The organism is Ruegeria sp. BG5 (assembly GCF_056538425.1).
The window spans coordinates 161,606-183,633 of the sequence record NZ_JBQFTC010000006.1 but is presented as its reverse complement, the minus strand read 5'-3'; the positions used below and the strand labels follow the sequence as shown (position 1 = coordinate 183,633).

Below are 22,028 nucleotides of genomic sequence, written 5' to 3'. Positions count from 1 at the left end.
TGGTTTTGCGCCGCTACTGCTGACCGGTTGCCATCAGGTAGCCAACACCCGCTGCCGCCAGCAGGCCCAGAACCACGGCAATCGTGATCTTGATCGCCGACCAGGGACGTTCGCCCTGAACGCGCCCGGTGCGCCCGTTGACGACAAAGCGATAGGTCTCGCCCCGGTATTTATAGGCCGCCATCCAGACGGGCAGCAGAATGTGCTTGAACGTGACATCGCGCACGTCGGTTTCGACCGCATGAATGCGCTGACGGTCGCCGCCGATATCAAACCGCACATCCCGTTCGATCACACGTGCCATGTGCTGACGCGCTTCGGCGTACCCGTCTTGGAGGTCCACCGTGTAGGCCTCGGCCCGGAACCCGGCCAGATATTGCGGCTGGTAAGGTTCCAGCGCAGGCAGATCCCACGGCTCCAGCGCGTCCGTATACGCCTTGGGCAGGGACCGTGAGGCCAGCACCAGCACATCGTCAAAAAACCGCGCGACACGACCGGATTTGGGGGTCCAGCGCACCTTGGGAATCTGCTGCTGTACGCGCTTTCCGTCGCGCATCACGGTTCGGGTTTCGTAGTAGACCACACCACGCTCGCCGCGATAGCTGGATTTGGTGTCGGCGTCGAACGTCCAGTAAGGGACATAGATTCCCTGCATCTTACGGCCCTTGCGGGCATAGTCCTGCAACCCGTTGGGGGCGAACCACAACCGACCCAGCCAATCGTTCATGGCGGTGTGGGCGGTCCGTTCGTCCAGCGCAAACGGCAGAACACCCTTGGGCTTGATATGGCGGTTCACGCCGGTATCCGTCACCACGGGGGTGGCGCAGAACGGGCATTCGGCGGCGTGGGTGTACGGGTCAAACTCGACCTGAGCGGCGCAGTTGGGGCAGGACAAAACCCGCGTTTCTTCGATCTCGCTGTCGGGCAGGCGATCGGCAATGGCGGCGTCAAAATCCAGCTCGCGCAGCTTCGCACCGCCCCAAGGGCCCGCGCCGATGGGTTGGGCATGCCCGCAATGGTCACAGGTCAGCGTGCCATCACCGGGATTGAACCGATAATCCGCGCCGCATTGTTCGCAGGGAAAGCAATGTTCTTCGTTCATGTCAGAGCCTTGCACATTTGACTCGTCCGCCCGTTCTGGTCACGCACCCGGCGGTGGGGGCGGCAGAATGGTAAACAGCTGCGCCAGTTCCTGCACCTCACCCGCTTTCTTCCAGCCGTCCTGACCGGCGGTCCAGACGTGTGTCTCACGGGTCAACTGCCCTTCGCTGGCCATGCGTCCCATTTTGGCCTTTGAAAACGGACCGCTGGTCTGCCCGTCCACGGCGATGTGCCAGACATGTTCAACGGGAGGTGGGGGCGGCGGCGCCGCATGTGCTGCCGGTTGCGGGGCAGCGGGGGCGGGCGATCCCCACGGGCCGCGCGGCTGACCCGCTGCCATGTTCGCCATCTGCTGCGCCATGGCCATTCCCATTCCCATGCCCAGACCGGCACCCATGCCGCCACCCTGACCGGGGTTGTTCGCCGCCGCTGTCATCGCCTCGGCTGCCGAATACTGGGTGAACTTGCCCAGATCCCCCGCCAGCCCCATCGAGGTGCGCTTGTCCAAAGCGGCTTCAACCGCTGGCGGCAGCGAGATGTTCTCGATGTAGAACTCAGGCATGTCCAGCCCATAGCTGTCCAGTACCGGAGACACCTCAGCTGCGATCAGCTTGCCCAGATCGGCGGTGTTGGCGGCCATGTCCAGAACCGGGATGCCGGATCCCGCGATCACGCGGCTGAATTCCTGCACGATGATGTTGCGGATCTGAAAGCTGATCTCGTCCATGGTGAATTCACCATCGGTGCCGACGATCTCGACCAGAAACTTGGCCGGGTCCTTCACCCGCACTGTATAGGTGCCATAGGCGCGGATGCGCGTTGGGCCGAATTCCGGGTCGCGCAGCATGATCGGGTTCTTCGTGCCCCATTTCAGGTCGTTGAACCGGGTGGTGTTGACGAAATACACCTCGGATTTGAATGGCGACTGAAAACCGTGATCCCAATGCTGAAGGGTCGTCAGGATCGGCATGTTGTTGGTCTCAAGAATATAAAGACCGGGCGTGAACACATCCGCCAACTGCCCTTCATGCACAAACACCGCCGACTGACCCTCGCGCACGGTCAGCTTGGCGCCGTATTTGATCTCGTGCCCTTCGCGTTCGAACCGCCAGACCATCGTGTCACGGGTGTCGTCCACCCAATGGATGACATCAATGAACTCGCCTGTCAGAAAATCGAAAATTCCCATCTGGGTTCTCCTGTCCTTGGGGTCAGAGCGGCTGACCCATCAATTCGCGTGCAATGATCCTGACAACAGGGCGGGCCTGATCGACCGATACACCGGGCTGAAGCCGCGGATCGTAGAGCATTTGCAGCAGTTTCTCATCATGACTGGTCAGCAGGGCAAACTCGTCATCATCGTTGAAGATCGAAGGCCGCGCGGCGGGGCTGTCATTGGACAGGCCAAGGCCTTGCGCAATTTCTTCGTGGATACAGCTTAGCCGCACCAGATCTGGCAGTTCCGCGCGGATCAGAGTGACCGCGCGCACGTATTTGTTGGGCGAGGATGTGGTGGCCGAGGCAAAGACAAAACAGTCGAAATTCGCGCGCGGATTGGCGACCAGTTCCAGCGAGGCCTGACTGATATTCGGGATCAACTGCCTGAGGCGGGACACCACATAGGCGCTATCATCCTTGCCGGCGAAGAACACGTGAAAGTTGGCCTTCCGGCTGACAGTCGAAACCGGGTGCCCGGTCAGGCGCGCCAGACGGGCGGCATATGACTGCACATCCGCCGCATCCTTTTCCCGCGTGGCGGGCAGGACCGAAGGGCCAAACTCGGTCTGGATGCGCACAGGCCCATCCCAGCGGCTTAGCTGGCCATCGGTCTGGCGCGATCCCAGTGAGACGCTGTGGTTTGGGTATTCGCTGTAAAACGCAATCGTCTCGAAATTCCGGGTCAGATCGTCGGCGTCATACGGCGCGTCAGGCCCGCCGCCATCTGTCCGCAACAGGCCGCGCGTCAGCAGATCGCGTTCGACGCGCTGATAGAACCGGGCCAGGTCCTGACTGGCGGCTGAGGGCGGTACATAAGCGTTGGCCGCAGGCGGTGGGGCTGCGGGGCGTGGCGGAGGCACGACGGCGGATGTCAGGGCTTCCTCACAGCCGACCAGCGCCAGCAGCGCGATACCCCCAAGGGCCAGTTTGACAGAGTTCAAAGGCCGCACGCCCAGTCCACCTTATCCCGGAACAGCCGTTCCTGCATTGTCGCCGGTCCCGTCGCGCCGCGCCTTGGCGGCGGCAAGTGTGTCGCGGAGTTCGGTTTCCATCTTCTGCAACTCCTGCTCGGCGGCGGCGCGCTTGGCCTTGCCTTCGTCGGCAATGGCGAGGCTTTCGTTGATCGTGCCGATCAGGTCGGCGTTGGCCTGTTTGACGGCCTCGATGTCGAAGACGCCGCGTTCCATTTCCTCACGGATCATCTTGTTGGAGTCGCGCAGATTGGCTGCGTTCGAGGTCAGCAATTCGTTGGTCAGATCATTGGCGTCGCGCACGGCGGCTGCCGCCTCGGCGCTGCGCTGAATGGTGACGGCCTGCGCCAGTTGGGTTTCCCACAGCGGCACCGTGTTGACGAGGGTCGAGTTGATCTTGGTCACCAGCGACTTGTCATTCTCCTGCACCAAACGGATCGAGGGCAGCGACTGCATCGTCACCTGACGGGTCAGTTTCAGATCATGCACCCGGCGTTCCAGATCGTCGCGCGCCGCGCGCATGTCGCGCAATTCCTGCGCTTTCATAACCTGTTGATCTTCGGGCGCGGCCTGAACTTCGGCCTCTTTTTCCGGAATATCGTGGCTGTCCAACTCGGTCAGCTTTTCCTCACCCGCCGCGATATAAAGCGCCAGTTCATCATAGAACCCCAGCGTTTTTTCATAGAGCAGGTCGAGCGATTTGATGTCTTTCAGCAGCGTATGCTCATGGCTCAGCAGATCGTCTGTGATGCGGTCGATCTGGCCCTGAACCTCTTCGTATTGGGCGGTGAACTTGGCAAAAGGCGCGGCCTTGCCCAGCAGTTTTTCCCACCAGCTACGCTCGCGCCGCACGTCCAGTTCACTGACCGAGAAGCCCCGGATCGTGGTCACGATGTTGCGCAGGCTATCGCCAGCGGGGCCCACATCCTTGTTGCGCACATCGGCCAGCATGGCCTGGCTGATCTCTTGCAACTCTGCCTGCGCGGACGAGCCGAATGAGACGATCGAATTGGTGTTGCCCATATCGATCTCATCCATGCGCTTGCGAATCTCGGCACTGACCGGTTCGTCGGCTTCCTCAAGCGAGACAACCTCGGCCATCGGTTCGGGCAGCGCCACGGCGGTGACTTCCTGCACCAGAGTTTCGGCCTCGACCGCCTTGTTCTTGATCTCATCGGACATGGGGATGTTCCTCGCTCAATTTTTAGCCGGTCAGTCCAACCGGACGCCTTCGCGTTGCAGCCTGTCGCGCAACACGTCAATCTCGACCGTCAGATCACTGCGGTCATCCAATAGCATCTTCCGCGTGCGCGCGGCGAAATTCTGTTCCAGATCGTCCAGCAAGGCGGAATAATCGGCCAGCGCCTGCCCGTCGCGGGTACGGGCATACACGTCTGCGAACTTGACCGTCGCATCGCGTGCGCCCTGCAGGTATACGGTCAGATACTTGCGCGCCCCGGCCAGATCGCGGGGATCTTCTTCGACCGTGCGGAACAGATCGCGGGCGGTATCCTGAAACCGTTCAACCCGCGCCTCGACCCGGCGATCACCGGCGCGTTTGATCGCATCCGTCATCTCGGACAGGTGTTGTTCGGCATCATCGACCACACGGGCCACGCGATCCTGCTGGAATGTATCGACGCCTTCCATGCCTTTGTCCTTCATCGGGTCCAACCCGAATGACACGGAATGCAAAACGGTTGCGGCAACTCCAAACAGCACGGGCGCCAGCAGGCTGACCTGTCCGGCGGTTTCTGCATCCAGATACTCGGTCCGGTACGCAGCCAGCGCGGTGCCAAGCCCGGTCAGAACACTGGCAAATATCTTCCGGGGAAAGGCTGGGCGGCGGGCGGTTTTGCGTGAATGATACGCGGCCTCGGCCCGCAACCCTTCGCGCAGAAGAAAAGCGGCAGCGGTCAGCAGGCCCGCCGCGACCAGGCCGATGGTCATGCCAATCGCGCCGTCGTTCAGAGACAGGAAAACCAACGGGATCGCAGGCAGAAACAGAATATTCGCCCGCGCGCCCGCAGGTTCGACCCGCGCGCCATCAAACTGGCCGCGCGGCAGCGGCGCGTCGGAAGAAGACTCACCTTGAGGGCTGTATTTGCCGCCAAACCGCTTGGCCATGCTCAAAGCCCCCCCAGCAAGCCGGTGCACACGCCCAGCATCAGGACCAGCAGGACCACATAGGCCAGTTTTTGCACTCCGCTCCCGGACATTGCGCCCCCCAAATAGCAGCATTCCCAGAAAATTTAAGGGATGCGCAGGCTTGGCGCTAGGGGGAAGGTTGCCAAACCCGCGTCACTTGCGGGGTTTCTTGCCGATCGGTGGTCGTTTTCTTTGCGGGCGGGTGGCGCGTTTGGCGGTACCTTCGGGTTTTGTGTCACCATCCAGGCCCAACTGATCGCGCATCACGCGGCGGCGCACCTCTTCCACCTGACCGGGTTTCAAATCGCCCAGCTGGAACGGGCCGTAAGAGACACGCAGCAACCGGTTCACGGTGAAGCCGATATCTTCCATCGCCCGCCTGATCTCGCGGTTCTTGCCTTCGCGCAGTCCGATGGTCAGCCAAGCATTCGCACCTTGCTGGCGATCCAGCGAGACGGTCATCGGCTGGAACCGCTCACCATCAATCACAAGCCCTTTGCGCAGGGGGGCGAAATCCTCTTCCTTGGGTCGTCCGTTGACCCGCACGCGGTATTTGCGCAGCCAGCCGGTCGAGGGCAGTTCCAGCTTGCGCTTGATGCCGCCGTCATTGGTCAGCAGCAGCAAGCCTTCGGAATTCAGGTCCAGCCGCCCAACGGACATCACGCGCGGCATATCCTCGGGCAATTCGTCGAAAATCGTCGCGCGGCCCTTTTCGTCCTTGGTCGTGGTCACCAGCCCGGTCGGCTTGTGATAGAGCCACAGGCGCGAGGGTTCGGGTTCCGAGACCGGTTTGCCGTCCACAGCGATCCTGTCTTTGGCGGTCACGTTCAGCGCGGGGCTGTCGATCACCTTACCGTTCACGCTGACACGGCCTGCTTCGATCATGCGTTCAGCCTCGCGCCGCGAGGCGACACCTGCACGGGCCAGCACTTTGGCGATCCGGTCGCCGGGAGGAGGGGTATTGCTCATGCCCCCGGCCTTAACCCATCCCGCCCGCTTGCGAAAGGCAGGTTTCTGATGCAGTCAGGGGCATGGTGTTCAAATCGCATATGGACAAGGCGCTGGCCGAGGCCCGCGCGGCGGCTAATCGGGGTGAGGTTCCGGTGGGGGCCGTTATCGTCTCGCCCGATGGCCGGGTCGTCGCGGCGGCTGGCAACCGAACGCGCGAATTGAACGATCCGACCGCTCATGCCGAGATCTTGGCCTTGCGCGCCGCCTGCGCCGAGGCCGGGTCCGAACGTCTGCCGGATCACGATCTTTATGTGACGTTGGAGCCTTGCGCGATGTGCGCCGCCGCGTTGGCCGCTGCGCGTATCCGTCGGGTGTATTATGGCGCATCCGACCCGAAATCAGGCGGTGTTGCCCATGGTGCGCGGGTGTTTTCTCACCCTCAGGCGCATCATGCGCCCGAGGTTTATGATGGTATCGCCGCTGACGAGGCGGCGGCACTTTTGAAGGATTTCTTCGAGGCACGCCGCAAGGATATGCCGGGCTGAAGCCCGGCCTACAGATTGATCGGCTGCATCACTTCGGGTTCGATCACGTCCACTCCGGGCAATCCGTCGATCAGCGTCTGCGCCGATTGTTCGAGGATGGGGAAGGTCTTGTAATGGCAGGGAATCACCGTCTTGAAGTTGAAATAGCGCTTGGCCGCATAGGCGGTCGCTTTCATATCCATGGTGAAATGCCCGCCCGCAGACAGGATGCCGATATCGGGTTTGTAGTAATCCCCCATCCACTCCATATCCGCCATGATGTCGGTGTCGCCCGAGACATACAGCATCCGCCCTTCGGCTGCGATCATGAAACCCACCTCGCTGCCCCCGGTCCGTAGCCCATCCGGGGTCGAGAAGGTGGAACTGTGCGAGGCAGGCACCATCGTCACCTTGACCCCGTTCAGATTGACCGTGCCGCCTTTGTTGAAACCGATGGTCTCGATCCCCTCGGCCTCGGCCCAATAGCCCATCAGGTCGTACTGCCCGACGACCGGCACGTTCAGGTGTTTTGCCAAAGGCAGAACATCCACCACATGATCGAAATGGGTGTGGGTCAGCAGGATATGCGTCGCGCCGTCCACGGCTGTATCGTGCTGGTCTTCCGGCAGAACCGGGTTGCCCGTCAGCCATGGATCGACCAACAGCACCTGCCCCTCGGTTTCGATGCGAAAACTGCCGTGGCCCAACCAAATGATGTTCATGCCGAAATTCCTCCTGCGATGCCTATTGGCTCCAGCCTAGCATTCGCTATGTAAAATTCCATGGACTGGATGCAGCAAATCGACGGCTATTGTGAGCGATTGTCCGCCGCCTATTGGGCCGAGCCCATCAATGCGGTCACCAACGCGGCCTTTCTGATCTCGGCCTTCATCATGTGGCGGCGGGTGCGGGGGCAGGATATGCCGCTTGCGATGGCGTTGGTCATGGTGTTGGCGGCGATTGGCGTTGGCAGCTATCTGTTTCACACCCATGCACAGGTCTGGGCCGCGATTGCCGACGTGACGCCGATCCTGCTGTTTATCCTGATCTATATTTTCGCGGTGAACAAAAATGTCTGGGGCATCTCCACGGGCTATGCGCTGAGCGCGACGATCTTGTTCATCCCCTATGCCGCGGTGACGACGCCCGTGTTTCAGCTTGTGCCGGGATTGGGTGGCTCTGCCGCCTATGCCCCGGTGCCTTTGCTGATCTTGATTTACGCATTCCTGTTGCGGCATCGAGAGCCAGCGTTCGCAAAGAACATGGCGATTGGCGCAGCTCTTTTGATCTTGTCGATTACCTTCCGCGCACTGGACGCGCCGATCTGCCAGCAGTTTCCTACCGGCACGCATTTCCTGTGGCACATCCTGAACGCCACTATGCTGGGCTGGATGATCGAGGCCTACCGCCGGGTGATCATCCGGACGCGCGCCGCTACAACCCCTGATCCTTGATCACGCTGGCGATCAGTTCGCCGATGATCCGGCTGGATTTGCGCGACGGATGGATCAGATCGAATGAGAAATACGATGCATCGCCAGGCCGCGCCACATCCTGGCTTGAGACAAAGGTGATCCCCTCATCCAATTGCGCGAGCCTTGCGATCCGCGCCTCGAATTCATCGCCTTCGGCCTTGCAGTGTTCGATGGGTGTGAACAGGTCGGGGCTGCGCAGGTAGCCCACATAGATAACCCGCGTACCGGTTTCGCGAATCTGGCGCACAAAGCGGGGTATCTGGCCGCTTTGCCCATCTTCCGAGATCATGTTGTCCAGCACCGCATCGCAGCGCGAACAGCCACAGCCCAGCATCAGATCATTGCCGCCGCCATTGACCACCGCCCAGGACCAGTCGCCTTTGACGAACTGGGCCTGCACCCCACTTTGGGGCGCGCCCTTGTCGTCAAACTGCGTTTGCAACCACGCCGCAGATACCGTGCGATCCACCACCGGAGCGCCGATGTTTTCTTCGATCACATCGGGAATCGACGACCCGGAGGGCGAATTCCAGGCCATCAGCGAATCGCCAACCGCAATAACCTTTGCATCCGGCTTGCTTGACGGCAGTTCCTGACAGCCCAGCAACAGGCACAGCAACCCGGCGGCGAGATACAGTTTTTTGAACACGGCTGAGACTCCGGAGATTCTACGGGTCTCAGAGTGAGCGTTAAATGGTTAATGCCCGATTAACCGCATCAAAAACACGAACAGGTTTGCGTCAGGCCCGGAAAGCGGCGGCCAAATGCTCGGGCAGGTCGAACTCTGCCAACACCCGCGCGCGCCCGCCTGCGGACATCTTGCGGGCCGTTTTCTCGACAATGCTTTGGATTTTCTCAGCCGAATGCTTGCCGGCGAAAGGTTGGAAATACCACTTGAGGAACACAAAGCAGATCACGTCCTCCAGCGCCTGAACCTCGGAGACACGTTTAATACCCTGCTTGCGCAGCATCCGTCCGGCGGCTTCGGCCTCTTCTTCGCTATACCCACCCTCGGTCATCAGGGACATCACCACATCTGCATGATGTTCGCCCTGCGCTTTGCGCCAGGCCAGATACCCGGCTCGTCCTTCGGGGTATTCCGTGCGCGCCAGCTTCCAACGTTCGACATGTTGACCGCGCGCCGCGATTTGCAGCGCGTCCGAGGCATCGGGGAACAGCCGCTCCAACTCGGCGCTCATGCGCGTGCCATACAGCAGCGCTTCGGGTTGGCCATCGTCGAGATTGGGATCTTTTGCATTGGCCGCATCAATTGCGTCCAGAACCGCTTGCTTGCGCGCGCTCATGTCTTGCTCCGTTGGCTTTGCGGATGCGCGTTTTGCGTTGATCATCCGATTGATTTTCAAAGCCACCGTAGCGTGATGCCGCAGAAGGTGCAGCACCCAAATGCACAGGGCCGGGTCAGACGGGGGGCCTCTGACCCGGCCGAGGCGGGCTGGTTACTTGCCCGGCTTGACCTGATCCTGCGTGACCGGTTCCGAGACAGGGGAGGGGAAGCTCAGGTTGCGGGTCAGGTTGGTGGAGTCGATGCCCAAAGCCATGGCCGGCGCGGCCAGAAGAGTGGCGGACAAAGTGACGGCTGCGATGAGGCTTTTCATTTTCAGTCTCCGGTTTGTGTTGTCTTGTGAGATGTAAAATGAACAGTACAGTTCAGTTTTTCAAGTCATAAAATGAACTAAACGGTTTACTTTTTTGCATAGCGGGTATGCAAGATTGAATGGCAAGCGATTTGCGGGGGTGTGAATCATATGTTGTGCAGGGGCCTGCCGGTCTTGCGACTGCTGCAACAGACGGGTAAATGCCCCCCTGAGCGTATATGAGGTTTTCCGATGTCGATTGACCAAAGCACCGCCGCCAAGGTGGCCAAACTGGCCCGGATCAAGGTCGAGGATGACGCCCTGCCGGCGCTGGCATCCGAGTTCAACACTATCCTGGGGTTCATCGAGCAGTTGAACGAGGTTGATGTCGAGGGCGTCGAGCCGATGGTTTCGGTCGAGCCGATGCGCCTGAAGCGTCGTGAGGATGTGGTCACGGACGGAAGCCAGCAGGACAAGGTTCTGGCCAACGCCCCCGACGCGCGCGAAGGGTTCTTCGCAGTCCCCAAAGTGGTGGAGTAAGACATGAGCGATCTGAATAAACTGGGCCTGGCCGAGGCCCGCGACGCGCTGCGTAAGGGTGACGTGACCTCGGTTGAACTGACCGAATCCTGCCTCAAGGCCATCGACGAGGCCGACGCGCTGAACGCTTTTGTCCACAAGACCCCCGAAATCGCGCTGGACCGTGCCAAGGCGGCTGATGAGCGGATCAAGGGCGGCGACGCGCCGTCGATGTGCGGTCTGCCGATCGGCATCAAGGACCTGTTCTGCACCAAGGGCGTGCCGTCGCAGGCGGCCTCGAAGATTCTGGAAGGCTTCAAGCCGGAATACGAATCCACCGTGTCGCAGCAACTGGCCGATGCGGGTGCCGTGATGCTGGGCAAGCTGAACATGGACGAGTTCGCGATGGGGTCGTCCAACGAAACATCCGTTTACGGCAACGCGGTCAGCCCGTGGCGGCGCGGCAATGACGACGCGCAACTGACACCGGGCGGGTCGTCCGGTGGCTCGGCCTCGGCTGTGTCCGCCGACCTGTGTCTGGCCGCAACCGGCACCGATACCGGCGGCTCGATCCGCCAGCCCGCCGCCTTCACTGGTATCACCGGCATCAAGCCAACCTATGGTCGTTGCTCGCGCTGGGGCATCGTGGCCTTTGCCTCTTCGCTGGATCAGGCCGGACCGATGACCAAGAATGTTCGCGATGCGGCCATCATGCTTGAGGCGATGTGCGGTCACGACCCAAAGGATTCCACCAGCACCGAACTGGCCGTCCCGAATTTCGAGGCGATGCTGACCGGCGACATCAAGGGCAAAAAGATCGGTATCCCCAAGGAATACCGCATGGACGGGATGCCCGCCGAGATCGAAAAGCTTTGGGCCGACGGTGCGGCGATGCTGAAAGACGCAGGCGCCGAGATCGTCGACATCTCGCTGCCGCACACCAAATACGCGCTGCCAGCCTATTACGTGATTGCGCCTGCCGAAGCGTCCTCGAACCTCGCGCGCTATGACGGTGTCCGCTATGGCCGCCGTGCGCAGCTGGCACAGGGTGACGGCATCACCGAGATGTACGAGAAAACCCGCGCCGAGGGCTTCGGCCACGAGGTACAGCGCCGCGTGATGGTCGGCACCTATGTGCTGTCGGCTGGCTTCTATGACGCCTATTACAACCGCGCCCGCCGCGTCCGCACCCTGATCAAGAAAGACTTCGAGGATGTCTTCGCCGCAGGCGTCGACGCGATCCTGACCCCGGCGACGCCCTCGGCATCCTTCGGTCTGGGCGAGATGACCGAGGCTGATCCTGTTCAAATGTACTTGAACGACGTCTTTACAGTGACCGTGAACCTTGCCGGTTTGCCGGGTATCTCAGTGCCCGCTGGCCTCGATAAACAAGGCCTTCCGCTGGGTCTGCAACTGATCGGACGCCCGTGGGACGAAGGCGATCTGCTCAACACCGCCTACGCGCTGGAAAACGCCGCCGGGTTTGTGGCAAAACCAGCGAAATGGTGGTAAGCCTCGGGCTGCCAGTTCACCAGTATCGGAGCGGTTATATGCGTCTTTTGCCAGTGATCCCTTTTGTTGCCCTGGTGGCAGCCTGTAACACGGTTGCACCGGTTCAGGGCACAGGGTTCAACACGCCGGAATACCAGGCCCAGCGTGAGGCGCAACTGGCCGGACAGGGTATCGCAGGCAACCCGTTGCTGGCGCCGGTTGATGTGTCGCAGCAACCGTTGGGCGCGCCCGGCACCGCCGTGGCGACGGTCGAAAACGCAGATATCGCGAACCAGGCTGCGGCGGCGCTGGCCAGCACTTCGGGGCAAGCAACGGTACCTGCGCCCGGCAACCCCGCAATTTCAGATGAACAGGACTTTGCCGCGGTGTCCGAGCGTCGCAGCATCGAATCCGACGCCGCCCGGATCGAGCAGAACCGCCAGACCTACGAACTGGTCGCCCCAACCGCCGTGCCCGAGCGTGGCGCTGACGGTCAGCCCAACATCGTGCAATATGCGCTCAGCACGTCGAACCCTGTCGGCACCCAGCTGTACAGCCGCGCGGGGTTCAACCTGCAGGCCAAGGCCCAACGCAACTGTGCGCGTTTCCCGTCGGCAGATCAGGCTCAGATCGAGTTCCTGTCCAATGGCGGCCCGCAGCGCGACCGCAAGGGGCTTGACCCCGATGGCGATGGCTATGCCTGCAGCTGGGATCCCAGCCCGTTCCGCAGTGCCGTCAGCAACTGATCACCCATCTGCCATCTGGCATCCTTCACCCAATTTCGGTCCGCGCCGGGATGGGCTGACACCGGGCATTATCGTCCTGCACTATACCGCAATGGACAGCGCAAGGGCCGCGCTGGAACGGCTCTGCGACCCACAGGCCGAGGTCTCGGCGCATTACCTTATCGGCAATGACGGAACGCTCTGGCAGATGGTGCGCGAACAGGATCGCGCCTGGCACGCCGGGGCGGGTGAATGGCGCGGTCAGGACGACATCAACTCGCGCTCCATCGGGGTCGAGCTGGACAATACGGGCGCGCACCCGTTTTCCGACCCTCAGATGACTACCTTGGAGGGGGTGATAAAGGGCATCATGGCACGTTGGCCCGTTCGGCCTGAGAATGTCATTGGCCATTCCGACATGGCTCCGGGCCGGAAGATCGACCCCGGCCCCCGATTCGACTGGCACCGCCTCGAAAAACAATGTCTGGCCGGTAAGCGCGGTAAGGGCGCAGCCTTACCAGACCCAACCCCACAGGCATTCCGCACCCTGGCCCAAGACTCAGGTTTTACGGCAAATGTGGACGACGACACCCTTCTCGCCGCGGTCCGCCTGCGATACCGACCCTGGGGCAAAGGCCCTCTAAGCCCCGCTGACTTCACCCCGCTCATCCGGTCTGGCCCACAGACCTGATCCGCCCTTCATCTGGCCAAAAATATCTAGGGGATGAATTGGCCGCAGGCCAAGAAGGGGCCGGCCCCTTCAGCACCCTATCCACTCTTGACGCCGTCAATCACTGCGCATACCCAACCCACGCGCGGAGGGCCGGATGGCCGCTGGGGTCGCAAGACCCGAGAGGAAAGTCCGGACTCCACAAGACAACGGTGCCGGGTAACGCCCGGGCGGGGCAACCCGACGGAAAGCGCCACAGAAATCAGACCGCCTGCGGCTTCGGTCGAAGGTAAGGGTGAAACGGTGGGGTAAGAGCCCACCGCGCCCCTGGCAACAGGGGCGGCACGGCAAGCCCCACCGGGAGCAATGCCAAATAGGGTCCCCGCGCGGGCCGGTCGGCGTCAGCCGATACCGCCGCTAAGCGCGTCTTGGCCGAGAGGGACCGGGTTGGCAGCTTGAGCCGCGCAGCAATGCACGGCCTAGAGGAATGGTCATCGAAGGGGGCAACCCCGGAACAAGATCCGGCTTACAGGCCCTCCGCGCGTATCCAAAATCCGGCCAACCCATAAGTGGCGATCCGCCCAGAACCTCGCAAATGGTGTTCTCAACCCTGTTCCGCTGCTACGCTTGTAAACAGGGATTAGTGAACCCGGGAGGATTGTTATGAGTTTCATGAAGGCATTGGCATCGGTTGCCGTAGGTTTTGCGGCGGCCAAGGGAATGGAAAAATACAAGGAAATGGGCGGCATGGCCGGGTTGCAGAAAATGATGCAAGGGTCCGGCGGTGGCTTTGGTATGGACCAGCTTGGCAAAATGGCCGAGCAGTTCGGAATGCCGGGCGGTGCGTCGGGATTGCAGGACATGATCGGCAAAATGGGGCTGGGCGGTGGGGCCGCCGGTGCTGCTGGTCTGGGTGGCCTTCTGAACGCCATGCAGGGTGCAGCCAAGACCGGCAGCCAGCAAACGGCCGACATGATGGAGACGGTGTTCAGCGGCACGCCCGCCGGGGCTGCGATGGAAGAGCAGGCCAAACTGATGCTGCGCGCCATGATCCAGGCCGCGAAATCCGACGGAGAGCTGGACGAGCAGGAGAAGCAGACCATCATCGGAGAGTTGGGCGACGACATCAGCGACGAAGAACGCGCCTTTGTTCTGGAACAGCTCGAATCCCCGGTCGATGTCATGGGGCTGGCGGCGGCTTCGGGTGGGCCGCTCAAAACGCAGATCTATGCCACATCCCTGGCGGCGATTCGGCTGGATAACGAACGTGAGGCGGCGTATCTGCTGCAACTGGCCACTGCCCTGGGCCTGTCCGACGCGGAACGGGACCAGATTCACGCCTATATGGGTGCCCCAACCTTGTCCGCCTGAGGATGGGCGCGAATCCTGAACGACACGAGGCCGATTGGCCTTGACATGGGCGGTGCAGCGCGTAAAAGCGCACGCTCATAGGAATTCAACCGAAAGGCCCCTGCCTTTTCGGACGCAGGAGATCAACCATGGCGAAGCCGACGACAATCAAGATCCGTCTGAACTCGACCGCGGGCACGGGCCACTTCTACGTGACCAAGAAGAACGCACGCACCATGACCGAGAAAATGACCATTCGTAAATACGATCCGGTCGTTCGGAAGCATGTCGAGTACAAGGAAGGCAAGATCAAGTAATCTGCCGTTCTGAACTGACTTTCGGGAAAGGCTCTGCTGCGGCGGGGCCTTTTTTCGTGCTGGCATTGATGTCATTCAGCGACTGCTAAATCGCACAGTCCGTTGCAGCCGCGCATCAGGGCAAGGGGCAATCGTTTGGGCGGCGGCTTGCTTTTTGCAACCCGCTGCACTTACGGTTGAGCAAACCGCCACAAAATGTTGACCGCCATGAAAAAAATCTTGTTATCCACAATTGCCGTGCTGACCCTTACGGCTTGTGAAGACCCGTTCAACCGCCAAGGTGTTGGGTTTACTGGAATTGATGGCGAACCCCGCACCATTTCCGACGTTCCGGGCGCAGTGGCCTTTGTCCCGCCCGCAACGAATATCCCGGCTGAACTGGCCGAATTGCCAACCGTTACAGTTCTCTCGGATCAGGTCGATCCGAACAAGGTGGCCAGTGTTGCCATCGACAATGGTGGCCGGAACCCGGACACCGCCGTACAACTGTCGGGCAGCGATACCAACCTGTTCCTGAGCACGGTCAACGTGAATGGCACGCTTTTCGGAGTGCTGCGCACATCCAACAACAGCACCCGCGTTGACAATTCGATCGGTGCAACCTTCGGCAGCGAGACTGAGCGCTTTACCGGATGCCTTCCTGCGGGGGACGTGTTCCGCAAAGGCTCGTCCGAGCGGAGCAGCGGGTTTGCGGTGCCATTGAACTGCAGCTGACAACTTAGACGATTTGGAATTACAGCCCCCGCTTCCGCAGCGGGGGTTTTTGTTTGTTGGACAGAGGGCAAAAGAAAAGGGCCGGTCACTGACCGGCCCATCGTATTTGTCTTGCCTTGCAGTCGTTATTCCTGTTGCCCCATGAACATCAGCAGGAACTGGAACATGTTCAGGAATGAGATATACAGGCTCAGCGCGCCGTCAAAGGCAGCTTTGTCCAGCCATTCCTGATCGCCATGTGCGGCGTGTGCCACATAGGTGTTCTTGATGTCCTGCGTGTAGAACGCGGTCAGACCGGCAAAGATCAGGATGCCGATGGCCGAGATGGCCAGCATCATCACGCCCGACTGCAGGAACAGGTTGATGATCATGGCAACCAGCAGACCGATCACGCCCATCATCAGGAAGGTGCCCATGCCGCTGAGGTTACGCTTGGTGGTGTAACCGTACAGGCTGAGGCCGGCGAAGGCGATTGCGGTCACCAGGAAGGTCTGCGTGATCGAATAGGGCGTAAAGACCATGAAGATCGAGCTCATCGAAACGCCCATAACGGCGGCGAAGATGAAAAAGCCCAGTTGCACAGCCGCAGCCGATCCGCGCCGCATCAAAGCGCCCCAGCCAAACAGCAGGAAGCCCAGCGGTGCAAACATGACAACCCATTTCAGCGGTGTCAGGAACAGGGTGCCACCGAGGCTGGTCAGATAGCGATCAGCGCCGATCTGAGCGACCGCATTGGTCGGATCGCTGGTTACGGCAAGACCGGCAATTGCCCAAGCGGCCAGCGCCGTGATCAGCATGCCGACGGACATTGTGCCGTAGACTTTGTTCATATGGGCGCGCAGGCCCTGATCAATCTCGGCGGCGCGCGCGCCGGATACCGTCCGGATCGTGTCGATTTGTGCCATCAAAGGGTCTCCCTTATCGTCCTGTTAGAACGCCCCGACGGGGCGGGGCGGTTTTCCCCTCAAATATCGGCAACTAATGGCTGTGTTTCAAGACTTTCCGGCGGAAAACCGACGAAAACACCCAACAAAACGAGCGACAGGCGACACTGCGTCACCAATCGCTCGGGAAAACATGACCATCCGGGTCATCTTTTCCAGATTTGCGGCGCATCCCAGAAAAACCGATCCGCTTCTGCCGAGGCTTCGGCGCGGGTAATGCCAATGTCTTTCAGCGCGGCATCGTCCAGTTGCGCCAGTTTGCGACGCTGACGCTTCACCGAAAGCGCCTGAAGCACCAAGGAAACGAACGAGCGTTTGGCGGGTTTGCAGCTGTGATGGATTGCAATTTGGGTCATAGCAATTGTCCTTTCTGCGATTTTCGATGGATTTGTCGCCATCGATCAACTTCCTTGATTGATATGGCAAAGCATGTCATATTTTGAAAACGAATATTTATGATGTAACGCATAAGGAATCGTGAAGATGCGAAATCTGGACATTACAACCCTGCGCTCTTTCGTGGCCGTGGCAGATCAGGGTGGTGTAACCCGCGCAGCCGGATTCCTTCACCTGACCCAATCCGCAGTTTCAATGCAGTTGAAACGGTTGGAGGAGCTTCTGGGCCTTGAACTGCTGGACCGCAGCGGTCGAACCATTGCGCTGACAGCCTCGGGCGAGCAATTGCTGGCCTATGCCCGACGGATGATTGCGTTGAATGATGAGGTGATTTCGAAACTCACTGATCAGGCGTTTGAGGGCGAAGTGGTGCTGGGCGTGCCCCATGACATCGTCTACCCGGCGATTCCCCGTGTCCTGCAACGGTTCAATGCCGACTTCCCACGCGTGCGGGTGCAATTGGTCTCGTCCTACTCACTCCAGTTGAAGGATATGTTCAAACGCGGTGAGTGCGATGTGATCCTGACCACCGAACCGTCTTCGGCGGACGGGGCTGAGACGATTGCCGAACTGCCGCTACGCTGGATCGGCGCGCCGGGCGGGTCTGCCTGGCGTAAAAATCCGCTACCCTTGGCGCTGGGGCGGCGGTGTCTGTTCCGCCCGCAGGTGATCGCAGCGCTGGACGCGGCGGGTATCCCGTGGGAATTGTCTGTCGAAACCGAAAACGACCGGACCATCGAGGCCACCGTCAGCGCCGATCTGGCCGTTCACGCGATGCTGGACGGGACCGAGGCCGCGCATCTGGAACAGATCGACTCGGGCGGTGCGCTTCCGGACCTGCCCGCGCATATGATCAACCTCTACGGCGGCGATTCGGGGCGTGACCCGGTTGTCGAGGCATTGGCCCAACTGGTCCGGCAGAACTTCCGCATGTTGGGCGGCAGCCAGTTGCGGGCGGTCGTCGGGTAGGCGCGCTCAGATCGTGATAACGATCTTGCCGGTGGATTTACGTTCTTTCAGCAATTGCATCCCCTCGGCCACATCCGCCAGAGGCAGGGTGTGGCTGATATGCGGTTTGATCTTGCCCTCGCTGTGCCAGCGAAACAGCGTTTTGAAACTGTCCTGAACGATCTTGGGGCGAAAGCTGAGATAGCCGCCGATGTAAAAGCCGATCACGGTCAGGTTCTTGACCAACAGATGATTGGCCGGGATTTGCGGAGCCTCGCCACCGGCAAATCCAATGGGCAGCAAGCGACCTTCAGGGTTGGTGGCGCGAAAGGCCGCCTTGAATACGTCGCCGCCAATGGCGTCGTAAACAACGTCCGCACCGCCCAGTGCTTTGACGGTTTCACGCAGATCCTCGGACGCATCGATCAGGTGATCCGCACCCGCATCTTTTGCAACGGCCAGCTTTTCGGCCCCCCGCGCCTGAGCGATCACGGTCGCGCCCATCAGCTTGCCAACCTCGACAGCCGTCAGACCAACCCCGCCCGCGGCACCGGTGACCAGCAAGGTCTCGCCCGGTTGCAGCCGGGCCCGGTGATCCAGCGCAAGATGGCTGGTGCCATAGGCGATCTGGATCGCAGCGGCATCCTCGAAACTGGTCGTGTCGGGCAGGGGGATCACACGATCTGCGTCAAATACCCCGAACTCGGCCAAACCACCCTGACCCGAGTAAACCGCGACCCGGTCGCCCTGTTTGAGATGCGTGATGTCCGGGCCAGCCGACTCGATCACCCCGGCAATTTCCAGACCCAGCGTGAACGGAGTCTTGGGGGTGTCCTGATAGGTGCCTTTCTGCATCAGCAGGTCTGCAAAATTCAGCCCGCAGGCCTTGATGGCAACGCGCACCTGACCCGCAGACGGGGCCGGAACCTCGACCTCACATAATTGCGCGACTGCGCCGTCGGATTGAACACGATATGCCAGCATAGATTGACCGCCCCTTGATTTGCGGAAATAGGCGCGCGTCGCGCGTCGCTTGTCAATATGCACGCCACGTCGGGAATAATCGGCCCGTCGAATACAACCAATGGTGTAGGGTCCAAAGGGACACAACCACAAACCACCATGTCGGGTGCATGACTCAACCAGCTTGAAAAAAATTCCAAAAGCAGCAATATAGGCACCTAGTGCTGTAATCGGGGGGTGGCACGATCCAGGTTAGGGAGTGGTTAAGGCCCGCTCGCTAAGGTTGCGATCACGGACGTCGCGCAATCCCGTACAGATGTTTGTGTAGTAAAGGAGAATACCAATGACTCATCACGTCGATGTCCATGTGGGCAAGCGCGTTCGGCATCGCCGCTGGCTGATTGGGATGACCCAGCAGCAATTGGCGCAGCAGGTTGGTATCAAGTTTCAACAAATCCAGAAATACGAAACCGGAGCCAACCGAATCAGCGCATCCCGCCTGTGGGACATCGCCGAGGCATTGGACGTTCCGGTCAGCTTTTTCTTTGAAGGTCTCGAAGAAGCAGAAAAAAGCCCGTCGGACAAGAAATCGGTGCCTGCTGACCTGATGGGGGACAAGGAAGCCTTGGATCTGGTGCGCTCTTACTACGCAATCCCGGAAAACCAGCGCCGCCGTCTGTTTGAACTGGCACGGGTTCTCAGCGACGTCGCCTGATCGCTTGACTCTGCCGGGCGTTGGCCGCACCAGTGGCCCATGCACCAGACGCCTTTGACCGACATGGATGTAGCCGAAGCAATGGCCGACGCGGCGCGCGCGGCTATTCTTCCGCATTTTCGCCAACACGATCTTGAAACCTCGAACAAGCTGGAAGACGGGTTCGACCCGGTCACCGTTGCGGACCGCGCTGCGGAACAGGCAATGCGCGAGGTTCTCAGCCGTCACCGCCCGGATGATGGGATTCTGGGGGAAGAATACGGCCAGACCGAAGGCAGCAGCGGACGCGTCTGGGTTCTGGACCCGATTGACGGCACACGTGGGTTCGTCAGCGGCACACCGACCTGGGGCGTTCTGATCGCGCTGGGCACAGCGGATGGGCCATTCCTGGGTGTGGTCGATCAGCCCTATATCGGCGAACGGTTCATGGGATCCTCGGACATAGCGCAACTGAAGGGCCCGTTGGGCACATCTGATCTGGCGACACGCAAAACAAAAACGCTGAACGAGGCAATCCTGTTCACAACTTTCCCCGAGGTCGGCACGGCGCAGGATCGCGCGGGGTTCGAAGCTGTATCCAAACAGGTCAAGCTGACGCGCTATGGGATGGACTGCTACGCCTACGCTCTGTTGGCGGCAGGGCAGGCGGATCTGGTGATCGAAGCCGGATTGAATTCCTATGACATACAGGCGCCGATTGCTGTGATCGAAGCCGCTGGCGGCATTGTCACCGATTGGCAGGGCGGGCCGGCCCATAATGGCGGCCGCGCTTTGGCCGCCGCCAACGCCGAGATCCACGCCGCAGCCTTGCAGATCCTGCGCAACCACTGAAATTGGTTGCCGCTTGCCGGGCCTGCAATTACAGTAAGCAACAGCCGGTTCTTACGCCCGTTTTCCACCGGCCGCACACTCCTTGCATGAGACGGGCAGATGCAGGAGTGCTGATATGACCGAAATTCTCATCAAAAACGCCGATACCATCCTGACTATGGATGACGACCGCCGCGAATTGACCAGTGCCGACATTCTGATCCGCGACGGCCAGATCGCGCAGCTTGGCCATGGGCTGACAACAACAGGCGAAGTGCACAATGCCAAGGGCTGCGTGGTGACGCCGGGTCTGGTGAACACGCATCATCACCTCTATCAAACCCTGACCCGCGCGGTTCCGGGCGGACAGGACGCATTGCTGTTTGGCTGGCTGCAAACGCTCTACCCGATCTGGGCCCGCTTCGGGCCGGATGAGATGTTTACCTCGGCCCAGATCGGGCTGGCAGAGCTGGTGCTGTCCGGCTGCACACTCAGTTCCGATCACCTGTACCTGTACCCAAATGGCGCGCGGCTTGAGGACACGATTGCCGCAGCCTCGGAACTCGGCCTGCGCTTTCACCCCACCCGCGGTGCGATGAGCATCGGTGAAAGCGATGGCGGCCTGCCGCCGGACAGTCTGGTCGAAGCCGAAAATGATATCCTGAACGATATGATCCGCGTGGTCGATGCCTTTCACGACCCCAGCGAAGGCTCGATGTGCCGCGTCGGCCTCGCACCCTGTTCGCCCTTCTCGGTCAGCCGCGATCTGATGCGCGATGCGGCCCTTCTGGCGCGCGACAAGGGCGTCATGCTGCACACCCATCTTGCCGAGAATGACGAGGATATCGCCTATTCCCAGGCGCAATTCGGCTGTCGCCCCGGACAATATGCCGAGGATCTGGGCTGGACCGGTCCCGATGTCTGGCACGCCCATTGCGTCAAGCTGGACGGGGCTGAAATCAACCTGTTCTCGGAAACCGGAACAGGCGTCGCCCATTGCCCGTGCTCCAATTGCCGTCTCGGCTCGGGCATCGCGCCGGTTCGAACCATGCGCGATCACGGGGTGAAGGTTGGTCTGGGCGCGGACGGGTCGGCCAGCAATGACAACGGCAACCTGATGCTCGAGGCGCGGCAGGCGATGTTACTGCAACGTGTCGCCAACGGTGCCGACGCCATGTCCGCCCGCGAAGCGCTTGAGATCGCGACCCGAGGCGGCGCGGATGTGCTGGGACGGCCCGATTGCGGGCGGCTGATGCCGGGCAAACGGGCCGACATCGCCGTGTGGGATACGCGCTGCATCGAAAGCGCGGGCAGTTGGGATCCGGCGGCCCTGCTGCTGGCCGGACCGATGCAGGTCAGACACCTGTTTGTCGAAGGACGTCAGATCGTGAGGGGCGGTCAGATCACAACAATCGACCTGCCACGCGCCATCGAAACCCAAAACCGTCTGGCGCGCGCGCTTGCACAATAGCGGGATCCGCCC

At 60.7% G+C, this 22,028-nt stretch carries 26 protein-coding genes and 1 other RNA gene; 14 read left to right on the top strand and 13 right to left on the bottom strand.

Annotated features, from left to right (window positions below):
• Positions 1-13: 13 nt before the first annotated feature.
• The 6 genes from ACR0KX_RS17325 to ACR0KX_RS17300 form a co-directional block, all read right to left on the bottom strand.
• Complete coding sequence (locus ACR0KX_RS17325) at positions 14-1,102, bottom strand: primosomal protein N' (replication factor Y) - superfamily II helicase (RefSeq protein ID WP_480708632.1); 1,089 nt, start codon at positions 1,100-1,102, stop codon at positions 14-16.
• A 39-nt stretch (positions 1,103-1,141) separates the two neighbouring features.
• Complete coding sequence (locus tag ACR0KX_RS17320) at positions 1,142-2,290, bottom strand: SPFH domain-containing protein (RefSeq protein WP_170454990.1); 1,149 nt, start codon at positions 2,288-2,290, stop codon at positions 1,142-1,144.
• A 22-nt stretch (positions 2,291-2,312) separates the two neighbouring features.
• A complete protein-coding gene (locus ACR0KX_RS17315; RefSeq protein WP_170454988.1) occupies positions 2,313-3,269 on the bottom strand; it encodes a DUF2927 domain-containing protein in 957 nt (318 codons plus the stop codon).
• Positions 3,270-3,281: 12 nt separating this feature from the next.
• Positions 3,282-4,472 carry a toxic anion resistance protein gene (locus ACR0KX_RS17310; protein ID WP_170454986.1) on the bottom strand — a complete coding sequence of 397 codons (1,191 nt, stop codon included), beginning with the start codon at positions 4,470-4,472 and terminating at the stop codon, positions 3,282-3,284.
• A gap of 30 nt (positions 4,473-4,502) precedes the next feature.
• Complete coding sequence (locus ACR0KX_RS17305; RefSeq protein WP_170624410.1) at positions 4,503-5,417, bottom strand: 5-bromo-4-chloroindolyl phosphate hydrolysis family protein; 915 nt, start codon at positions 5,415-5,417, stop codon at positions 4,503-4,505.
• Positions 5,418-5,591: 174 nt separating this feature from the next.
• The gene (locus tag ACR0KX_RS17300; protein ID WP_170624408.1) at positions 5,592-6,407 is read right to left on the bottom strand and encodes a pseudouridine synthase; all 816 of its coding nucleotides are present in this window, start codon (positions 6,405-6,407) and stop codon (positions 5,592-5,594) included.
• Positions 6,408-6,469: 62 nt separating this feature from the next.
• Here ACR0KX_RS17300 and ACR0KX_RS17295 point away from each other — a divergent pair, with 62 nt between their 5' ends.
• Entirely contained in the window at positions 6,470-6,934 is a 465-nt protein-coding gene (locus ACR0KX_RS17295; RefSeq protein ID WP_170519901.1) for a nucleoside deaminase, read from the top strand.
• 8 nt (positions 6,935-6,942) lie between these two features.
• Here ACR0KX_RS17295 and ACR0KX_RS17290 read toward each other — a convergent pair whose 3' ends face one another.
• Complete coding sequence (locus ACR0KX_RS17290; RefSeq protein WP_170624406.1) at positions 6,943-7,635, bottom strand: metal-dependent hydrolase; 693 nt, start codon at positions 7,633-7,635, stop codon at positions 6,943-6,945.
• 60 nt (positions 7,636-7,695) lie between these two features.
• Here ACR0KX_RS17290 and ACR0KX_RS17285 point away from each other — a divergent pair, with 60 nt between their 5' ends.
• Positions 7,696-8,367 (top strand): ceramidase domain-containing protein, encoded by a 672-nt coding sequence (locus tag ACR0KX_RS17285; RefSeq protein WP_170624404.1) that lies wholly within the window; start codon positions 7,696-7,698, stop codon positions 8,365-8,367.
• Here the strand turns inward: ACR0KX_RS17285 and ACR0KX_RS17280 are convergent.
• The 3 genes from ACR0KX_RS17280 to ACR0KX_RS17270 all read right to left on the bottom strand — a co-directional run bounded on the left by ACR0KX_RS17280 (position 8,348) and on the right by ACR0KX_RS17270 (position 10,004).
• Positions 8,348-9,037, bottom strand: coding sequence for an SGNH/GDSL hydrolase family protein (locus ACR0KX_RS17280; RefSeq protein ID WP_170624402.1), 690 nt, complete (start codon positions 9,035-9,037; stop codon positions 8,348-8,350). The two genes, ACR0KX_RS17285 and ACR0KX_RS17280, sit on opposite strands and share 20 nt — an antisense overlap.
• 91 nt (positions 9,038-9,128) lie before the next feature.
• Positions 9,129-9,692 carry a DUF4202 domain-containing protein gene (locus ACR0KX_RS17275; RefSeq protein ID WP_170454971.1) on the bottom strand — a complete coding sequence of 188 codons (564 nt, stop codon included), beginning with the start codon at positions 9,690-9,692 and terminating at the stop codon, positions 9,129-9,131.
• 153 nt (positions 9,693-9,845) lie between these two features.
• Positions 9,846-10,004, bottom strand: coding sequence for a hypothetical protein (locus ACR0KX_RS17270; RefSeq protein WP_170454969.1), 159 nt, complete (start codon positions 10,002-10,004; stop codon positions 9,846-9,848).
• A gap of 231 nt (positions 10,005-10,235) precedes the next feature.
• On the opposite strand from ACR0KX_RS17270, the gene gatC reads away from it, so the two are divergent.
• From gatC to ACR0KX_RS17230, 8 genes are all read left to right on the top strand, one after another.
• Positions 10,236-10,523 carry an Asp-tRNA(Asn)/Glu-tRNA(Gln) amidotransferase subunit GatC gene (gatC, locus tag ACR0KX_RS17265; RefSeq protein ID WP_037308265.1) on the top strand — a complete coding sequence of 96 codons (288 nt, stop codon included), beginning with the start codon at positions 10,236-10,238 and terminating at the stop codon, positions 10,521-10,523.
• 3 nt (positions 10,524-10,526) lie between these two features.
• Positions 10,527-12,014 (top strand): Asp-tRNA(Asn)/Glu-tRNA(Gln) amidotransferase subunit GatA, encoded by a 1,488-nt coding sequence (gene gatA / locus ACR0KX_RS17260; protein ID WP_480708631.1) that lies wholly within the window; start codon positions 10,527-10,529, stop codon positions 12,012-12,014.
• 38 nt (positions 12,015-12,052) lie between these two features.
• Positions 12,053-12,739, top strand: coding sequence for a hypothetical protein (locus tag ACR0KX_RS17255; RefSeq protein WP_170624398.1), 687 nt, complete (start codon positions 12,053-12,055; stop codon positions 12,737-12,739).
• On the top strand, positions 12,690-13,409 hold the full coding sequence (locus ACR0KX_RS17250; RefSeq protein ID WP_170624396.1) for an N-acetylmuramoyl-L-alanine amidase: 720 nt from the start codon (positions 12,690-12,692) through the stop codon (positions 13,407-13,409). Before ACR0KX_RS17255 ends, ACR0KX_RS17250 begins: the two co-directional genes overlap by 50 nt.
• A gap of 124 nt (positions 13,410-13,533) precedes the next feature.
• Positions 13,534-13,933: RNase P RNA component class A (gene rnpB, locus ACR0KX_RS17245), an RNA gene on the top strand.
• Between the two features lie 118 nt (positions 13,934-14,051).
• Complete coding sequence (locus tag ACR0KX_RS17240; protein WP_170519915.1) at positions 14,052-14,759, top strand: DUF533 domain-containing protein; 708 nt, start codon at positions 14,052-14,054, stop codon at positions 14,757-14,759.
• A 128-nt stretch (positions 14,760-14,887) separates the two neighbouring features.
• Positions 14,888-15,055 carry a 50S ribosomal protein L33 gene (rpmG, locus tag ACR0KX_RS17235; protein WP_037309480.1) on the top strand — a complete coding sequence of 56 codons (168 nt, stop codon included), beginning with the start codon at positions 14,888-14,890 and terminating at the stop codon, positions 15,053-15,055.
• A 207-nt stretch (positions 15,056-15,262) separates the two neighbouring features.
• Positions 15,263-15,769 (top strand): hypothetical protein, encoded by a 507-nt coding sequence (locus ACR0KX_RS17230; protein ID WP_170454957.1) that lies wholly within the window; start codon positions 15,263-15,265, stop codon positions 15,767-15,769.
• Between the two features lie 125 nt (positions 15,770-15,894).
• Here the strand turns inward: ACR0KX_RS17230 and ACR0KX_RS17225 are convergent, their stop codons facing one another.
• Together ACR0KX_RS17225 and ACR0KX_RS17220 are read right to left on the bottom strand one after the other, a co-directional pair.
• Complete coding sequence (locus tag ACR0KX_RS17225; RefSeq protein WP_480708630.1) at positions 15,895-16,674, bottom strand: Bax inhibitor-1/YccA family protein; 780 nt, start codon at positions 16,672-16,674, stop codon at positions 15,895-15,897.
• Positions 16,675-16,859: 185 nt separating this feature from the next.
• Complete coding sequence (locus ACR0KX_RS17220) at positions 16,860-17,069, bottom strand: YjiS-like domain-containing protein (protein WP_170454952.1); 210 nt, start codon at positions 17,067-17,069, stop codon at positions 16,860-16,862.
• Between the two features lie 127 nt (positions 17,070-17,196).
• On the opposite strand from ACR0KX_RS17220, the gene ACR0KX_RS17215 reads away from it, so the two are divergent.
• The gene (locus ACR0KX_RS17215) at positions 17,197-18,078 is read left to right on the top strand and encodes a LysR family transcriptional regulator (RefSeq protein ID WP_170454950.1); all 882 of its coding nucleotides are present in this window, start codon (positions 17,197-17,199) and stop codon (positions 18,076-18,078) included.
• Between the two features lie 6 nt (positions 18,079-18,084).
• Here the strand turns inward: ACR0KX_RS17215 and ACR0KX_RS17210 are convergent, their stop codons facing one another.
• Positions 18,085-19,041 (bottom strand): NADPH:quinone oxidoreductase family protein, encoded by a 957-nt coding sequence (locus ACR0KX_RS17210; protein WP_170454948.1) that lies wholly within the window; start codon positions 19,039-19,041, stop codon positions 18,085-18,087.
• 322 nt (positions 19,042-19,363) lie between these two features.
• On the opposite strand from ACR0KX_RS17210, the gene ACR0KX_RS17205 reads away from it, so the two are divergent.
• From ACR0KX_RS17205 to ACR0KX_RS17195, 3 genes are all read left to right on the top strand, one after another.
• Positions 19,364-19,735, top strand: a complete 372-nt coding sequence (locus ACR0KX_RS17205) for a helix-turn-helix domain-containing protein (RefSeq protein WP_170454946.1) — start codon at positions 19,364-19,366, stop codon at positions 19,733-19,735.
• Positions 19,736-19,798: 63 nt separating this feature from the next.
• Complete coding sequence (hisN, locus tag ACR0KX_RS17200; protein ID WP_480708629.1) at positions 19,799-20,566, top strand: histidinol-phosphatase; 768 nt, start codon at positions 19,799-19,801, stop codon at positions 20,564-20,566.
• Between the two features lie 115 nt (positions 20,567-20,681).
• Entirely contained in the window at positions 20,682-22,016 is a 1,335-nt protein-coding gene (locus ACR0KX_RS17195; protein ID WP_170624390.1) for an 8-oxoguanine deaminase, read from the top strand.
• Positions 22,017-22,028 lie beyond the last annotated feature (12 nt).

What these genes read in the sequence shown, in the direction of transcription:
- ACR0KX_RS17325 (WP_480708632.1), bottom strand. Translation starts at nt 1,102, where the DNA reads ATGAACGAAGAACATTGCTTTCCCTGCGAACAATGCGGCGCGGATTAT.
- ACR0KX_RS17320 (WP_170454990.1), bottom strand. Translation starts at nt 2,290, where the DNA reads ATGGGAATTTTCGATTTTCTGACAGGCGAGTTCATTGATGTCATCCAT.
- ACR0KX_RS17310 (WP_170454986.1), bottom strand. Translation starts at nt 4,472, where the DNA reads ATGTCCGATGAGATCAAGAACAAGGCGGTCGAGGCCGAAACTCTGGTG.
- ACR0KX_RS17305 (WP_170624410.1), bottom strand. Translation starts at nt 5,417, where the DNA reads ATGGCCAAGCGGTTTGGCGGCAAATACAGCCCTCAAGGTGAGTCTTCT.
- ACR0KX_RS17300 (WP_170624408.1), bottom strand. Translation starts at nt 6,407, where the DNA reads ATGAGCAATACCCCTCCTCCCGGCGACCGGATCGCCAAAGTGCTGGCC.
- ACR0KX_RS17295 (WP_170519901.1), top strand. Translation starts at nt 6,470, where the DNA reads ATGGTGTTCAAATCGCATATGGACAAGGCGCTGGCCGAGGCCCGCGCG.
- ACR0KX_RS17290 (WP_170624406.1), bottom strand. Translation starts at nt 7,635, where the DNA reads ATGAACATCATTTGGTTGGGCCACGGCAGTTTTCGCATCGAAACCGAG.
- ACR0KX_RS17285 (WP_170624404.1), top strand. Translation starts at nt 7,696, where the DNA reads ATGGACTGGATGCAGCAAATCGACGGCTATTGTGAGCGATTGTCCGCC.
- ACR0KX_RS17275 (WP_170454971.1), bottom strand. Translation starts at nt 9,692, where the DNA reads ATGAGCGCGCGCAAGCAAGCGGTTCTGGACGCAATTGATGCGGCCAAT.
- ACR0KX_RS17270 (WP_170454969.1), bottom strand. Translation starts at nt 10,004, where the DNA reads ATGAAAAGCCTCATCGCAGCCGTCACTTTGTCCGCCACTCTTCTGGCC.
- gatC (WP_037308265.1), top strand. Translation starts at nt 10,236, where the DNA reads ATGTCGATTGACCAAAGCACCGCCGCCAAGGTGGCCAAACTGGCCCGG.
- gatA (WP_480708631.1), top strand. Translation starts at nt 10,527, where the DNA reads ATGAGCGATCTGAATAAACTGGGCCTGGCCGAGGCCCGCGACGCGCTG.
- ACR0KX_RS17255 (WP_170624398.1), top strand. Translation starts at nt 12,053, where the DNA reads ATGCGTCTTTTGCCAGTGATCCCTTTTGTTGCCCTGGTGGCAGCCTGT.
- ACR0KX_RS17250 (WP_170624396.1), top strand. Translation starts at nt 12,690, where the DNA reads ATGCCTGCAGCTGGGATCCCAGCCCGTTCCGCAGTGCCGTCAGCAACT.
- ACR0KX_RS17240 (WP_170519915.1), top strand. Translation starts at nt 14,052, where the DNA reads ATGAGTTTCATGAAGGCATTGGCATCGGTTGCCGTAGGTTTTGCGGCG.
- rpmG (WP_037309480.1), top strand. Translation starts at nt 14,888, where the DNA reads ATGGCGAAGCCGACGACAATCAAGATCCGTCTGAACTCGACCGCGGGC.
- ACR0KX_RS17230 (WP_170454957.1), top strand. Translation starts at nt 15,263, where the DNA reads ATGAAAAAAATCTTGTTATCCACAATTGCCGTGCTGACCCTTACGGCT.
- ACR0KX_RS17225 (WP_480708630.1), bottom strand. Translation starts at nt 16,674, where the DNA reads ATGGCACAAATCGACACGATCCGGACGGTATCCGGCGCGCGCGCCGCC.
- ACR0KX_RS17220 (WP_170454952.1), bottom strand. Translation starts at nt 17,069, where the DNA reads ATGACCCAAATTGCAATCCATCACAGCTGCAAACCCGCCAAACGCTCG.
- ACR0KX_RS17215 (WP_170454950.1), top strand. Translation starts at nt 17,197, where the DNA reads ATGCGAAATCTGGACATTACAACCCTGCGCTCTTTCGTGGCCGTGGCA.
- ACR0KX_RS17210 (WP_170454948.1), bottom strand. Translation starts at nt 19,041, where the DNA reads ATGCTGGCATATCGTGTTCAATCCGACGGCGCAGTCGCGCAATTATGT.
- ACR0KX_RS17205 (WP_170454946.1), top strand. Translation starts at nt 19,364, where the DNA reads ATGACTCATCACGTCGATGTCCATGTGGGCAAGCGCGTTCGGCATCGC.
- hisN (WP_480708629.1), top strand. Translation starts at nt 19,799, where the DNA reads ATGGATGTAGCCGAAGCAATGGCCGACGCGGCGCGCGCGGCTATTCTT.
- ACR0KX_RS17195 (WP_170624390.1), top strand. Translation starts at nt 20,682, where the DNA reads ATGACCGAAATTCTCATCAAAAACGCCGATACCATCCTGACTATGGAT.